Consider the following 14823-nt stretch of genomic DNA (forward strand, 5'->3'; position numbering starts at 1 on the left):
TGTGGCGGCAAGGTTGGAATGTCGCGGATCGTGCAAAGTTAAAATGTCATCTGTCGCTCTGCCAGCCAGTTAGAAATGCGACACTGGCGCCGACGGCCAGCCCCCGACCGGACCGGCTGGGCCGGGTTGCAAGGGCAGGGAGGGGGCGGGTGATGGAACCCCCCTTCGGCTTTAGCTTCCTCAGCGTCTTGGCTGCTTTGCGCCAATAACGGCCATCAGCTCTCAGCGAAAAGTTACCGAGGAACCTTCGCCAGCCACTCTTCTGCACGGGAGATAACAGGGCCAATATGTGGACTAAACTCTTCTTTATCGTGCCAAGCCGCAATCTCAAGGTCCATTCCGATGTCTTCCATCTCTTTGACGAGATGATACGGGAGTGCTTCCAGCGCCCGTCCGTTAAGCAGGAAGGAACTTGCAGCAGATGACGGAAGAATTTCCCGACGACATAATGACAAAAGCGATTGCTCAATTTTTTGTACGAGCGACGCGTTTGACAATGGCGACTCCTGTATCTCTGGATCAGAGTGCCAATTGTCTATCATTTTTACTCGATCTGAAAAGCGGGCGGGTATCGTATCAGTCTAGTACAAATGTCTCCTTCGGGCCAAAAGCGGCCTTCACTCAGCCGCATCCATTTGAGCAAGAGCCTTTTGCCGTCTCGCAATGACGTCCGGATCATTCATGAAATCCGTCCGCCGACCGGGCTTGCGACCTGTTGGCTTATAGCCGTTCTTGTTGCTGTTGGTCTTCGGCTTCCCGACGTGGTGTCGATCTTGCTGATCTTTTATGTAAGCCAACACATCACTGAGACGCTTGTTCTCCACGACCGCCGCATGTGTCACGCTTTGGTCCTTATCGAAGGTTCTGTGAGGTAAAGAGTGACCTTTCCATCGGATATCCAGCCGACCATCGGCGTAAGCATATGTCTCGACATACTTTCCGACCAGGCCGCGTGTGATGTCGTTCTCCTCGAGCATGATGCGTTTGCGCTCATAAGAGAACGTCAGCTGCGCACCGACATAACGTTGCTCCCGTTTGCAGAGCACGTCGTTCAGCCTGTTTGCTGCCAGACTGACGGGTCGATGACGGTTCTCGGGGCGGGTAGGGGTCACCGCAAAGCGGTCATTGTATCGCTCGATGAAAGCAGGCACGAAGGCATTGCCGGCCTCCACGTCACTGATATTGGCAAGTCGCAATTCCTTGACCAAGCGATCTTGCAAGGTCCGGTTCATGCGCTCGACGCGTCCCTTGGCCTGGCTGGAATTGGCGCAAAGAATCTCGATATGCAGCTCCGATAGAGCGCGGCCGAACTGCGTCATGCCTTGGCCGCCCTTGGGGTCTTTCTTTGCCACCCGAAAGACCGAATGCTTGTCGGAATAGAAGGCAATCGGTGCGCCATGCTCTTTGAGGTAAAGCGCCAATGCCTCGAAATACGTAAACGCGCTCTCAGATCGAACAAACCGGAGCTGCATCAGCTTACCGGTCGCGTCGTCAACGAATACCAGTAGAGAGCAGGCCGGACCACGATCCTCGAACCAGCGATGCTCCGACCCGTCGATCTGCACCAACTCGCCATAGGCCTCACGCCGCAACCGCGGCTGATGAAACGTTCGCCGCTGCTTTCTCGAAAGCCATATGCCGGCATCCTGCATCCATTTGCGCAGCGTCTCACGCGAGATTGTGACGCCATGCTCTTCCTGAAGCTTCTCGGCCGCGAACGTAGGTCCGAAATCAAGGTAGCGTTCACGCACCAGCATCAAAACGTAATCACGGACGCCGGTGGCTATTTTATTGTTGGACGGTCGACCGATCGCTTTATGTCTGATCGAGGCAGCGCCGGTAGCCTCAATACGACCAATCAGTCTCTGAACATGCCGAACGCTGATTGCCAGTACATGTGCCGCTGCGACAATGGTCATGCGGCCATCAACGACTTTCGACAAAACCTCGATCCGCTGCAAATCGCGCTCACTCATCGTGATCAATCCCATCTGCATCTCCCAGGCATCGTTCAGACCCGGGGAGTGTGACATTCCAACTTTGCAGAAACAGGACACTTTAACTTTGCGGCTACAAGGAATAATCGCATAAGATAGATTATGGAACTTATTCGATGATGTAGTACCGGATTTTTACGGCTCTTGCTCATTACATATGTCGCCGAAAAATCGAGCCATGGCTGGTTCAACGCCTCGAAACCCTGCGTATATCTTCTCCCGCCGCAATCGAACTGATCATATGGTTCCGGAATTGAAAAGCACGAAGCGTTGAACTGAACTCACCTTGTCAGATTGATTTTAGCGAAACACGTTTCTCAAGTTCATCTGCCAACTCTTTGCGTTCGCTATATCGATCTGTGAGATAGCTGGAAGCGTCACGCGTCAGCAGCGTGAATTTTACCAGTTCCTCACAGACATCCACGACACGGTTATAATAGGATGACGGCTTCATCCGGCCTTCCGCGTCGAACTCCTGATACGCCCTTGCCACTGACGACTGGTTGGGAATGGTGATCATCCGCATCCATCGGCCGAGAATTCGCATCTGGTTCACGGCGTTGAAGGACTGGCTGCCGCCGGACACTTCCATGACGGCGAGCGTCTTGCCCTGTGTCGGCCGTACAGAACCGATTGCAAGAGGAATCCAGTCGATCTGCGACTTCATGATGCCGGTCATCGCGCCATGACGTTCCGGGCTTACCCAGACCTGTCCTTCCGACCATTCTGAAAGTTCACGCAGTTCCTGCACCTTGGCATGGCTGGCTGGCGCTTCATCGGGCAAAGGCAGGCACTTCGGATCGAATATCCGAACCTCGCAACCGAGCCGTTCGAGCAGCCGCCCAGCCTCGAATGCCAGCAGACGGCTATAGGACACCTCGCGCAGCGAGCCATAAAGGATCAGGATGCGTGGTTTATGGGTCGAAAACGCCGGACGCAGAGCCTCCGGGTCAATGCTGTGCAGGTGATGCGCCTGCAACGCGGGAAATCTGTCAGACAATGCGCTTTCCTTCATTATCGAGAACCTGCTCGCCATCCTCCTTGAAGAATGGCCCTTTGAAAGCGTCCGGCAGAATATCCAGCACGACCTCTGAAGGACGGGCGAGCCTGGTGCCGAGCGGTGTTAAGACAAAGGGGCGATTGATGAGGATCGGCGTTTCCATCATCGCATCGAGCAACTGATCGTCATTCAGGTCCGGATTGTCGAGACCGAGCTCGGCATAGGGCGTCCCCTTCTCGCGCATGGCTTCGCGCACCGTCAGGCCAGCATCCGCAATCATTCTTGCGAGATTCTCGCGTGTCGGCGGTTCCCGCAGATATTCGATCACGGTCGGTTCGATCCCCGCCGCGCGGATCAGCGCCAGCGTGTTGCGCGACGTCCCGCAGGACGGGTTGTGATGGATGGTGATTTCCATGGTCACTGCCTTTCGGTCATTATCGTTCGGGAAACGGCGGGTGCGGCCTCATACCAGCCCTTCGAGCGGTTCACGATCCAGACGACCGAAAGCATGACCGGAACTTCGACGAGGACGCCGACAACGGTTGCCAGCGCCGCACCTGACTGAAAGCCGAACAGGCTAATGGCGGCCGCTACCGCGAGTTCGAAGAAGTTGCTGGCGCCAATGAGTGCGGAAGGCCCGGCGACGCAATGGCGCTCACCCGTCATGCGGTTCAGGAGGTAGGCAAACCCCGAATTCAGATAGACCTGGATGAGGATGGGAATGGTGAGCAGGCCGATGATGGCCGGCTGGGCGATGATTTGCTCGCCCTGAAAGGCGAAGAGAAGAATGAGTGTCGTAAGCAGCGCCGCCAGAGAAACCGGCTGCAGCTTTGCGAGCACGCAATCCAGCATCCGTGAGGTTCCGTCAGTCATGAGCCGATGCCTGATCAGCTGCGCAAGGATGACCGGAACGACAATATAGAGCGCAACGGAGAGAACAAGCGTATCCCAGGGCACGGTAATGGCGGAGAGGCCAAGCAGCAGGCCGACCACGGGAGCAAAGGCCACGACCATGATCGCATCGTTGAGCGCGACCTGCGACAGCGTAAACAACGGGTCACCGCGTGTAAGGTTGCTCCAGACGAAGACCATGGCGGTGCATGGAGCAGCGGCAAGGATGATCAACCCGGCAACATAGGAATCGATCTCTCCAGCCGGAAGATAAGGGCGGAACAGCCAGCCGATGAAAAACCAGCCCAGCAGCGCCATCGAGAACGGCTTGACGGCCCAGTTGATGAACAACGTCACGCCAATGCCGCGCCAGAATATGCCGACCTGCGAAAGAGACCGGAAATCGATCTTGAGCAGCATCGGAATGATCATCAGCCAGATCAGGATCGCGACCGGAATATTCACTTTGGCGATCTCGGCCGTAGCGATGAGCTGAAAGACGCCGGGCATCAAATGGCCGAGCGCGACACCGGCGACGATGCACAGAAACACCCAGACGGTCAGATATCGTTCGAACAAGGACATCAGGCCGACTTTCCTTCAGGATTGGTGGTTCCATCCAATGCACCGATCTGTCGAAGCCGGGCTTCCAGCGCCATTCGATCGATGGATTGCAGGGGTAGGCTGACGAAAGCCGCGATCCTGTTCTTGAGGAAACGCGCGGCCTGCGCGAAGGCGCGCTGAACCTCGATCTCCGAGCCGACCACAGCGGCAGGATCCTCTATCCCCCAATGGGCCGTCATCGGATGGCCGATCCAGACCGGACAGGCTTCGCCGGCGGCGCTGTCGCACACAGTGAAGATGAAATCCATCCGTGGCGCATCGGGCCCGGCAAACACGTCCCAGCTTTTCGAGGTGAAGCCGCTGGTAGGATACCCCAGCACCGCCAGTTCCTTCAGGGCGTGAGGATTTACCTCTCCCTTCGGCTGGCTGCCGGCCGAATAGGCATTGAACCTCCCCTCACCTTCCTTGGCGAGAATGGATTCGGCAAGAATGGAGCGAGCGGAATTGCCCGTGCACAAAAAGAGCACGTTATAGATCTTGTCGGTCATGGTTTCGGTCCGTGGTTAGATCGGTGGTCTGGCAAGCGCCGCGATCGAAGCAGAAGAAATGGTGGACACCAGCCCGGCGGCGTTCATGACGGCTTTACCTGCGGGCTGCAGCAGGGTGTCAGCTCAGCAATCAACGGCGCGCAAAGCTCCGTCGAACCACCGCAGCAATCCTTCAGCAAAAACAGGGTCAGCAGGCGCAACCCGTCAAGATCGGCGCGATAGATGATAGAACGGCTCTGCCGCTCACTCTTGACCAGACCGGCCCGGGAAAGCGTGGCGAGATGCGCAGACATCGTGTTCTGTGGAACGTCGACAAGACGCGCGAGCTCACCGGCCGGAATGCCATCCGGCTCGTGGCGCACGAGAAGCCGGAAGGTCTCCAGACGGGTAGATTGGGCGAGCGCGCCAAGCGCGGTTATTGCACTACTTTTATCCATATATCCAGAATAATGGATATATTGATTGTGTCAAGTGACGGATATCGTCATGGTCGACAGGTCGGGCGAAGGAATCCCCCTCGCCCTGCCCCTGTAAGCGCTTAAACCAGCTTCGCGTCGTAAAGCCGTTCCATGAAACCGCGCGGCACGACGGTCCTGGAAATTTCAGCCAGCGGAAAGCCGCTACCGGCGAGCGGCAGAAAACCTTTTTCGAAGGCATAGTCGAGATAGCGCATCATCAGCATGACATCGCATTCATGGCAGCTTATACCGCTTCCCGCGAGCGCCTTCCGGGTGTTGGCAGTATCGTATTTGCCGCTGTCGCGTACATAGTCGCCATTTCCCAGCATTGACAGCAGATCGGTGAAGACCGAGCTGTATGCCTTGCCCTCCCGCAGCATCCGGCCCTGATTGAGCGCATCGAAATAATTGTCGCGCGAGAGTTCGCGGATCACGTAGCCGCAATCGCGCACCTGTTCCACCAACGTATTCCAGTCGATGGGCTTCGGGTTGACGAGATTGAAGATGCGGCGGTTATGCACACGCCAGTTCATGGCGAGGTGAAGGCTTGCCCGCGCCACATAATCGACCGGCGTGATGTCGAAATCCTCATCAGACGCGAAGGTGAAGCCGGTTTCCACGATGGCGCGCACCGCTTCGTAATAAATGCCCTTCACCTTGGTCTGAGTCAACGGATAACGCCCGGTGCGGCTGTCGCCCCAGATATTGCCCGGCCGCACGATAATGAAATCGAGGCCCTTTTGCCCGGCGGCATGCATCAGCTTTTCCGACTCGAATTTGGAGCGTTCATAATCCATGTCGGGAAAACGTTGCCCGACATCGAGCGCATCCTCATAAAGCGTGAAATCCTCATAGATCTTGTCGCCAATGACGCTGAAGCTCGATGTGTGCAAAAGGGGAATTTTCCCCTCGAGGCAGAGCTCCACCATGTTAGTCGAACCGCCGACATTGACCGGCGCGATCCTGCTATAGGAGGCGATCAGATTGACATTGGCCGCGCAATGCAGCGCAAGGTCGATCCTGGCGGCAAGATCGCGCCACACCTGCCGTTGCAAGCCTAGATTGGACCGGGAAACATCGCCGAGAACCGGCACGATACGCGCGTCGGCCTCCTGCTTCAGGCTTCGCTCCTCATCGTAGCAGAACAAAACGCTTTCAATCTTGCTTTTTGCCTCTGCCGCATCGGTCGCGCGTACAAGGCAATAAATCGTCGCTTTCGTCGCGCTCAATAGTTCCTGCAGCAGACGGCCGCCCATCACGCCGGTGGCGCCGGTCAGCAGGATGTTTTCTACATCGTTCCCATATGTCATCGCCGATCTCCGTTCACAGCGTTCCGACCCGCATGCCGCCATCCATGGGGATCACCGCGGCATTGAGATAATTGGTTTTGCAGGTGGCGAGGAAAGTCACGACTTCCGCCACATCCTCAGGCGTGCCCCAGCGCCCGACCGGCACGATGGAGCGCACCAGACGTTCATCGGCCACCGTGTCGTTGATGCCCTCCTGTTCGAAAGGCTTCGACATGTTGGTCTTGCAGATACCCGGCGCAATCGCCGTGACGCTGATGTTGAACTGGCCGAGTTCCTGCGCCCAGGATTCCGAAGCCTTGATGAGACCGGCCTTGGAGGCGGCATAGGCCGCCCCTCCCCCTGCCCCCCAGATGCCCGCAATCGAGGCGATGTTGATGACGCGCCCGTAACGCTGGCGCACCATCGAGCGTGTGAATACGCCGGTGCAGTTGAACGCGCCCGCAAGGTTGACGTCGATGACCTTGCGGGACTGCGTCTGTCTGCGATCGTTGACGCAATAGGTGCGGTCGAGAATGCCGGCATTATTGACCAGCACGGTCACCGGCAGTCCCATTTTATCGGCAATGGCGCCGGATGCCTGCTCGACGCTGCCATGGTCCGTCACATCCATGGCGAAAATGCCGAGCCGCTCCGGATTGCCGGTCTCCCGCGCGAGGCGTTGCAGCGCGGCGACGTCGATATCCGTCGCCGCAACCGCATAACCCACCTCGAGCAATGAGAGGGTAATGGCGGCGCCAAAGCCGCCAGAAGCACCGGTAACGACCGCGATTTGCTGGCTCACGCGACTTCCTCGTCCTTGAAGGCGATTTCCATGACCTTGCGTGCATTGACGAGTGCGTCGGAAATGCGTTCCTCAAAGAAATGCACATCGTCCTGGTTCATCAGGAGGTTGGAATAGATGCGCGACAGCGGCGAGAACTGGATGCCGTGGCGCTTGCTCACCTCACGGATGATGATGTCGCAGAATTTCACCTTGTGCGAATAGCCTTCGGAACGATCCACCGGCTCTTCCTGCGAGTGATAGACCAGCGCCGTCGGCATGCCCTGAATGACGAGCGGCATGCCGGCGGCCTTGGCCGCGCGAGTGAAAACGCCGGAAATCTGTTCGGTGTAGCGGCGCATCCGCTCGTAGCAACCGGGGTCCTTTTCGACGATATCGAAAGTCGCCTTGATTGCGGCGAGACCCAGCGGATAACCGTTGAAGGTGCCGGCATGGATGACCTTGCCGCGCGTATAAAGGTCCATGATATCGCGCCGGCCGGCGATGGCGGAAATCGGCATCGATCCGCCGCCGAGCGCCTTGCCGAAGGTGGCGAGATGCGGGGTGACGCCCAGAATATCCTGCGCGCCACCGAGACCCAACCGCACGCCGGTAATGATCTCGTCGAAGATCAACACGATATTATGCTCTTCGCACAGTTCCTTGGTCCGCTCCAGATACCCTTCGACCGGGAAGATGCCGCCGCCATTGATGCAGATCGGCTCCATCAGCACGGCGGCGATTTCGTTGCCGTAGCGGCGGATGGTGGCTTCCAGCGCATCGATATCGTTCCACGGCAACATGAAACTCTGGCTTTCGAGCACGCCTTCGGCACGGCCGAGCGTATCGAGCATGTCGCCCTGGTATTTTTCCGGTACGGGAAAATCGAGATTGTCCTTCTTGCGGAAGCCCATGACGTTGTCGGCGTTGCCGTGGTAGTGGCCATGGAAGCGGATGAAACGGTTCTTGCCGGTAAAGCCGCGCGCAAGCCGCAGCGCATTTTGCACGGCTTCCGTGCCGCTCAGGCAAAAGCGCACCATCTCGGCGCAGGGAATATGCTTGATCATCAGTTCCGCCACCTCGATCTCCAGATCGCAGGTATCGACGGAGGTGACCTTTTCCATGTAGCGGATGAGCGCCTCATTATAGGCTTCATTGTGGTGGCCGACGAAAAGCGCGCCGAACTTGCAGAACAGGTCCAGATGTTCGTTGCCGTCCAGATCCCATACGCGGGAATTGCGGCCCTTGTTGAAAGGCACCACGAAGGCGCGCTCGGCATCGCCGAAATTATAATGGGTGCCGCCCGGCATCAGTTCCCAGAGGCGCTTGTAGAAATCGCGCGAAATCTTCAGCGTCAGCTTGCTGTCTGTATCCGTGATCATGGCTGTGCTTTCTCCAGTTAGGCCGGCTGTGCTGCCGGCACGGTTCCGATTGGCAGGGAGGAATTGGCTGAGGACGGTATCAGGTGCGGCGCGAAATTCTCCGCCCAGGGCCGGTAGCGATAAAGCGCTTCTGGCACCGGCATGCCCGCATGTTTGAGGGAGGCAAGCCGCGCCAGATAGGCCGCATTGCGCATTAGGAGATCTGCGATCGCGACGACGGAGCGGCTTTCGACCGCCTCATAGGGACTCCCGCGCAGCCATTCATTGATCGCGCCCATGGCGGGGCCGCACCATATCTGGTAGTCGACCGCGCGGGTTTTCTCGCCGGCAATCGCCCAGCGGGAGGATTGGCCGAGATACCACTGGAAGACCAGCGCCATGCGTTTCTTCGGATGCGCTTCCGCCGCTTCCACAATTTTAGGGTTGCCGCGCGACTGGAAAAACTGCCGTGTCTCCTCCCAGACCTGCGGCAGCGACTTCTGGAAAATCACGCTTTCCAGACTGGCGATCTCGACGGCGGGAATATCTTCGAGGCCGTCATATTGCTTGTAGAGATTGTAGAGCTTCTGCGCCCGCATGGCATACATGGTGCCGCTCTTCAGCACCTGCACCCTGGCCCCGATCTCGAACATGTCGGCGGAAGGTGCCATCGCCACATCGTCCGTTTTCGCGCGTCCGAGCAGCGTCTTCACCTGCGGCGAGGTGCCCGCCTCCATGCAGGCCTGATTGATCGAACCGGTGCAGACATAGGCCGCACCCATGGCGAAGGCCGCGTAAACCGCCTGCGGATTGCCAATGCCGCCCGCCGCACCGATACGAATGCAGAAGGCTTCGCCGCGAGCTTCGACGATCTCATCGCGCAGCGCCGCAATGGAAGGAAAGGCGCAGCTCAGCACGCCATTATCGGTATGGCCGCCGGAATTCGCCTCGACGGTGATATCGTCGGCCATCGACACCTCGCCCGCCATCGCCGCCTGCTCAGTGGAGATCAGGCCGTCCTCGACCAGCCTCGCCAGGATTTTTTCCGGGGCCGGATGGATGAAATGCTGCGCCACCTCGCGCCGCGAAACCTTGGCGATGATGCGGTGGCGGATGTCGATGCCGCCCTGCCCGCTTCGGACAAGCCCGGACGCACGCCAGTAAACGATGGCCGGCGAAAGGTTCATATAGGCTGAGGCTTCCACCACCCTGACCCCGTGGCGGATGCACAGGCGCACCACATCCATCTCCCATTCGGCGTCGCCGGGATTGTGCAGGAGATTGACGCCCCACGGCCCCTGCGGCAACGCCGCGCCGATGCGCGCCAGCGCCGATGCGACACGCTCGCGGCCGAGCCCGCCCGCGCCGAGAAAGCCGAGAAGCCCCTGCCGGCCAAGCGCAATCACCATGTCTTCGGAATTGATGCCGTTGGCCATCGCGCCGGCGTAATAGGCCATGCGCACGCCGTAATCGTGACGGAACGCCGGATCGCCAAGCTGCTGCGGTTCCAGTGCCGGCACCATGCCCTCGCATGCCTGCGCATTGTCGCAGGCTGTTTCAAGCGACAGCCGATCGCCGGTATTCACCACATAGAGCCGCTGGCCGAGATCGGCGAGAAGCCGGCCGGTCGCCTCGACGGAAGCGGCGCTATCGGCCTGTTTCCGCCATGCCCGCAGAAGCGGTGTGGAATTGATGTGCAGGTTCTCGTTCATGCTGCGGCCACCCATGGTGATTGGTCGTTGCGGCGACGGGAAAAACCGGCGCCGAGATTGTCGCAAATGCCGATGACATTGTCCTTGTGGATGATCTCGGCGACGAAGACGAAGGCTGCGCGCTCCAGCGTGACGCCATCCTCGCCATAGGCGACGTCGATCGACTTGCAGGTCAGGCGGTAGCGCAGCGTATCGCGCTGCGGCTTCACTTCGCCGCGGAACTTGGCGCTATACTGGTGATCGGTCAGCGTGTGGCCATCGAGACCGGGAGCCGAATAGAGCCCGAGATAGGCCAGATAGAATTTGAGGAGCTGTTCGCAGCCTTCCACCAGAAGCGTTCCCGGCAAGCAGGGGTCGTTCTTGAAATGCGCCCTGAAAGCCCAATGGCCGGGATCAATATCGCGCTCGCCCACCACCACGCCGAGGCCGAACGCCCCGCCTTTGGCATCGACGGACACCACCCGGTCGAGCATCCGCGCCATCGGCGTCCAGAGCTTTGGCGGAACGGCCTCGGTCCGATAGTCGGTCCCGAAGCAGCCGGCGGGATCGCCGGCGCCCAGCGCCTCGATCTCGGCCTCGCCAAAACGCTGTTTCGCGCAGGTGAGAAGCGGCACGAACGGGCTTCGCGCCGTGCCGTCATTCTTGAGGAACGATGAGGAATCCACGCCTTTGGACCGTTCCAGATCGCGCGGCAGGAAGAAGCCGGAATTCGCCTCCAGCCGGAAGACGGGACGCTCATCCGCAAGGCACCAATATTCATAGGAGACCAGAATATTGCGCCCGACCTTGAGGAAGGACTTGATATCCACCCGCCCCCGCAGCAATTCGCCGGCGCGCGGCATTTCGCCGTAAACGAAGGTGCGGCTGTCCACGGCCCGGTAGCGCAATTCGCCCCGGAAAAGCTGGTCGCAGCCGATGAGCGTGAAGGCGACGATCATCGCATGCGAGGATTCCAGCGCCACGAAAGCCGGAACCTTGCCCTCGCACATGAACCAGGCACCGTCAGGCAAATCGAGTTCCCATTCGATGCGGCACGGCTCCAACGCACCTGCTTTTGCGGTCGTACCGGTGATGCGTGACGCGAACATATAGGGCGGCGACGGCATGCGCGTGCGGATCGCGTAGCTATCGGCCAGCGCATAATCCGGCCCGAGCACGCGGCTCACCGAACCGTCCGTCAGTTCGATCAGTTGCGCTTCGTCGAACAGCGCGAGACGCGAAGGCACGGCCGTTTCGCTGGCCATCATTTGGCGCAGGCAGCGATAAAACGCCTGTTCGGTTTGCATGAAGCGCAGATTGGTGCGGGCATTGCGGACCGCCTGCCGCTGCTGCCAATCCAGCGGCAGGCGTTGGAGGCAGTCGGTAACCGGATTGGGGAAAGATTCGGCCACCACTGCCGGGGACGGCCGAAGCGGCGTCCCGAAGCGCGATTTTTGAAAGAGGGTTATATTGGCGGGATCGAGAATGATCTCGGGGATGGTGCGCTCGCGTCCAGTGAAAACCCTGACCAGCAGCGGATCGGCCGCCGGCGTCTGCGCCGCTGAGCGCGCGGCATGCGGCCGTGCCACGGCCGGGCTTTCCAGCACGATATGCGCATAAGCCCGGTCGACACCCATGCCGCTGATGGCCGCCAGCTGCCGCCCATTGGTGGATCGCGGCGACAGGCCGTAATGCAGAACCAGTGCCGAATGAATGAGGCTGAGCATGCCGGATGCCGCACCGAGATGCCCGTAATTGTTCTTTGAACTTCCTGCGGGAACCGCCGCGCCATAAACCTGCGCCAGCCCTTCCGCCTCGACACGCGCCTCCGTGTCCTGCGCCATGCTGTAGCGCTCGATATAGCTGATATCCGCAGGTCCGACGCCGGCTTTTTGCAGGCAGGTTTGCACCGTGCGCGCCACCGCATCCGCCGATGGCTGGAAGGTCACGCCAGGGGTCGTGTCGTGCTGAATTTCGAGCCCGCGCAGGCGCGCATAGGCACGGCCCGCCGCCCCACTCCCGGCCTTTTCCAGCATCAGCACGCCGCAGCCCTCACCCACGGGCTGGCTGCGATGGGGCGTGGCATAGACCATGTTTTCAAGCCCGCCGTCGCAGGCACTGCTCGCGAGAATGACCGCATCGACCATATTTTCGGAGAGCATGTAGCGCGCCAGTTGCAGCCCCTTGAAAGCCGAGCTTTCATGCGAGCAGAGCGCAAAGGCCGGTCCGTCGAGCCGAAGATGCGCGGCGACGCGGCTTGCGGCGATATTGCCGACCCCACCGGTAATGCCTTCCGCAAAAGGTTCCGGAAACAGGCTGTCCTTGACGATGCCTTGCAGCGCCTGCATCTGCTCGGCGGAAAGTGCGACGCCGCAGCGCTCGAGGCTGTCGCGCAATTGCCAGCCGATCTCGTTGCGCGCCTGATAGCGCAGGCAGCTATGATCGACATCCCGCGCGACGATCACCGCAATATTGCGTCTCTGCCCGTCAAGCGCATAACCCGCATCGAGAAACGCCCGCTCTGCCACGGGCAGCAGGAAGGCATGGGCGAGAAGATGATTGCCGATGACCTTGGGCGGCAGCTTGAAATGGCGGCAATCGAAATCGAAGCTCTCGATATAGCCGCCCTTCGGCGCTTCTTCCATGCCGCCGATGGCGAGAATATCGCGGCGCGGTTCGAGGCCGAGCCAGCGCGTGCGCGGCAGGGGCTGGAACCATTGGCGTCCGGTGGCGACGGTCTCGCGGAAGGTTTCGACATTGTCGGTTCCCGGCAGAGCCATGGCGATGCCGACAATATCCAGTTCGGCCGGGGCAGCAATCGGGGTGGTGGCAACGGCCGGAGCGGCTTCGCCGGCAACATGTTCGCGCAGCACCATATGGCCGTTGACACCACCGAAACCGAAGGCGTTGATACCGGCGCGGCGCGGTTTCGCCCTCTTCGCCCAGGGCCGGTTCTCACGCACGATATGATCGCGGTTGACGAGGCCCTTCGGCGTGGCGACGAGGTTTTCGATATCCAGCGTCGCCGGTATCAGGTCATGGCGCATTGCCAGAAGCACTTTTAGAAGGCTCGCCATGCCGGATGCGGTGAGGCTGTGGCCGTTATTGGCCTTGTTCGCGCCGAGAAGCGGCAGCGCGGCTTCGCCGAAAAAGCGCTCGATGGTGGAAAGCTCCACCTGATCGCCGGCCGGCGTGCCGGTCGCATGGCATTCCAGATAATCGATCTCAGGCGAAATGCCGGCATAGGCGCGCTGCAGCGCCAGCATCTGCCCATGCGGGTCCGGCAACAGCATATGTTTGGCGCCGCCATCGTTGGAAACGCCGATCGCCTCGATGACGCCGTAAATCCGGTCGCCGTCGCGGAGTGCATCCTCGTAACGTTTAAGTGCCACGATGCCGGCGCCCTCCCCGGCCTTCAGCCCCTGCGAGGCCCGGTCGAAGGGAACCGAGCGCCCGTCGGACGGAAACGCCTGCAACACGTTGAAGCCGTGGTCGAGATAAATATGATCGGCATGGCAGACCGCGCCGGCCAGCATCATGTCGGCGCTGCCATCGAGAAGGTAGGAACTCGCGACGCGGATGGCGTAAAGCGCCGAGGAGCACGCAGCATCGATGGCATAAGTCGGGCCGGACAGGCCGAGCGCCAGAGCCGCAATGGTGGCGTTGTGACTGCCGGTCATGAGGTTGAGCCCGGAAAGACCCGAGGCATCCCAATAGGAGGCGAAAGTAAAATCCGGCCTGTCGAGCAATTCGCGCAGATAAGGCTCGAGGATGCGATGGTAAAAACCCGACATCAGCCGTTTGCCCGAATGGGTCGGCATGCCGATATTGCCGGCAATCAGGCCGCAGCGCTGCGGCGACGAGCCGCTATCCTCAAGCGCCTGCCGTGCGGCATGCATCGTCCAGTGAAACAGCGGATCGAGCGCGCGAAGCTCATTTGGCAGCAGCCGGTAACCCTCGGCATCGAAACGGAAGTCACGCACATGCCCATTGCGGGTATAGCAGATGTGATCGGGCGTTCCCGGCTCGGGATGATGGTAAAGGCCGGGATCGACGCCCAGTTCGACGGCGGAAAGCAGGGAGGTGCAGTCCCTGCCCTCGACCAGATTTTGCCAGTAACGGTCGGGCGAATCCGCTCCGGGAAAAACGCATCCAAGACCCGTGATTGCTATCTGTCCCATCGCCATCGTCCTTCGTCAAATTGCGCGCAGAAGAGAGCGTTTCCGGCCTCAACGACCAGATA

Annotated in this window: 12 protein-coding genes; all 12 read right to left on the minus strand. The window is 59.8% G+C overall.

Annotated features, from left to right (window positions below; translation table 11 throughout):
* Positions 1-233: 233 nt before the first annotated feature.
* Positions 234-497, minus strand: a complete 264-nt coding sequence (locus tag F3H58_RS13405; protein ID WP_149741357.1) for a hypothetical protein — start codon at positions 495-497, stop codon at positions 234-236.
* Between the two features lie 120 nt (positions 498-617).
* On the minus strand, positions 618-1991 hold the full coding sequence (locus F3H58_RS13410) for an ISNCY family transposase (RefSeq protein ID WP_149741356.1): 1374 nt from the start codon (positions 1989-1991) through the stop codon (positions 618-620).
* A gap of 295 nt (positions 1992-2286) precedes the next feature.
* On the minus strand, positions 2287-3015 hold the full coding sequence (gene arsH / locus F3H58_RS13415; protein ID WP_286169556.1) for an arsenical resistance protein ArsH: 729 nt from the start codon (positions 3013-3015) through the stop codon (positions 2287-2289).
* Positions 2990-3412, minus strand: coding sequence for an arsenate reductase (glutaredoxin) (gene arsC, locus F3H58_RS13420; RefSeq protein WP_149742546.1), 423 nt, complete (start codon positions 3410-3412; stop codon positions 2990-2992). Before arsC ends, arsH begins: the two co-directional genes overlap by 26 nt.
* Positions 3413-3414: 2 nt before the next feature.
* Positions 3415-4473, minus strand: coding sequence for an ACR3 family arsenite efflux transporter (gene arsB, locus F3H58_RS13425; RefSeq protein WP_149742547.1), 1059 nt, complete (start codon positions 4471-4473; stop codon positions 3415-3417).
* A complete protein-coding gene (locus tag F3H58_RS13430; RefSeq protein ID WP_149742548.1) occupies positions 4473-5000 on the minus strand; it encodes an arsenate reductase ArsC in 528 nt (175 codons plus the stop codon). Before F3H58_RS13430 ends, arsB begins: the two co-directional genes overlap by 1 nt.
* A gap of 83 nt (positions 5001-5083) precedes the next feature.
* Positions 5084-5437: an ArsR/SmtB family transcription factor gene (locus F3H58_RS13435; RefSeq protein ID WP_149742549.1), complete on the minus strand. Its 354-nt coding sequence runs from the start codon at positions 5435-5437 to the stop codon at positions 5084-5086.
* Positions 5438-5538: 101 nt separating this feature from the next.
* Complete coding sequence (locus F3H58_RS13440; RefSeq protein ID WP_149742550.1) at positions 5539-6768, minus strand: SDR family oxidoreductase; 1230 nt, start codon at positions 6766-6768, stop codon at positions 5539-5541.
* A 13-nt stretch (positions 6769-6781) separates the two neighbouring features.
* Positions 6782-7549 (minus strand): SDR family NAD(P)-dependent oxidoreductase, encoded by a 768-nt coding sequence (locus tag F3H58_RS13445; protein WP_149742551.1) that lies wholly within the window; start codon positions 7547-7549, stop codon positions 6782-6784.
* The gene (locus tag F3H58_RS27385; RefSeq protein WP_210246917.1) at positions 7546-8910 is read right to left on the minus strand and encodes an aspartate aminotransferase family protein; all 1365 of its coding nucleotides are present in this window, start codon (positions 8908-8910) and stop codon (positions 7546-7548) included. Before F3H58_RS27385 ends, F3H58_RS13445 begins: the two co-directional genes overlap by 4 nt.
* A gap of 17 nt (positions 8911-8927) precedes the next feature.
* Positions 8928-10601, minus strand: coding sequence for a PfaD family polyunsaturated fatty acid/polyketide biosynthesis protein (locus tag F3H58_RS27390; RefSeq protein WP_210246918.1), 1674 nt, complete (start codon positions 10599-10601; stop codon positions 8928-8930).
* Positions 10598-14761 (minus strand): hotdog fold thioesterase, encoded by a 4164-nt coding sequence (locus F3H58_RS13455; RefSeq protein WP_149742552.1) that lies wholly within the window; start codon positions 14759-14761, stop codon positions 10598-10600. The genes F3H58_RS27390 and F3H58_RS13455 overlap by 4 nt, the downstream gene beginning before the upstream one ends.
* Positions 14762-14823: the final 62 nt, after the last annotated feature.

Source organism: Rhizobium sp. NFACC06-2 (assembly GCF_900101425.1).
Taxonomy (GTDB): domain Bacteria; phylum Pseudomonadota; class Alphaproteobacteria; order Rhizobiales; family Rhizobiaceae; genus Agrobacterium; species Agrobacterium leguminum.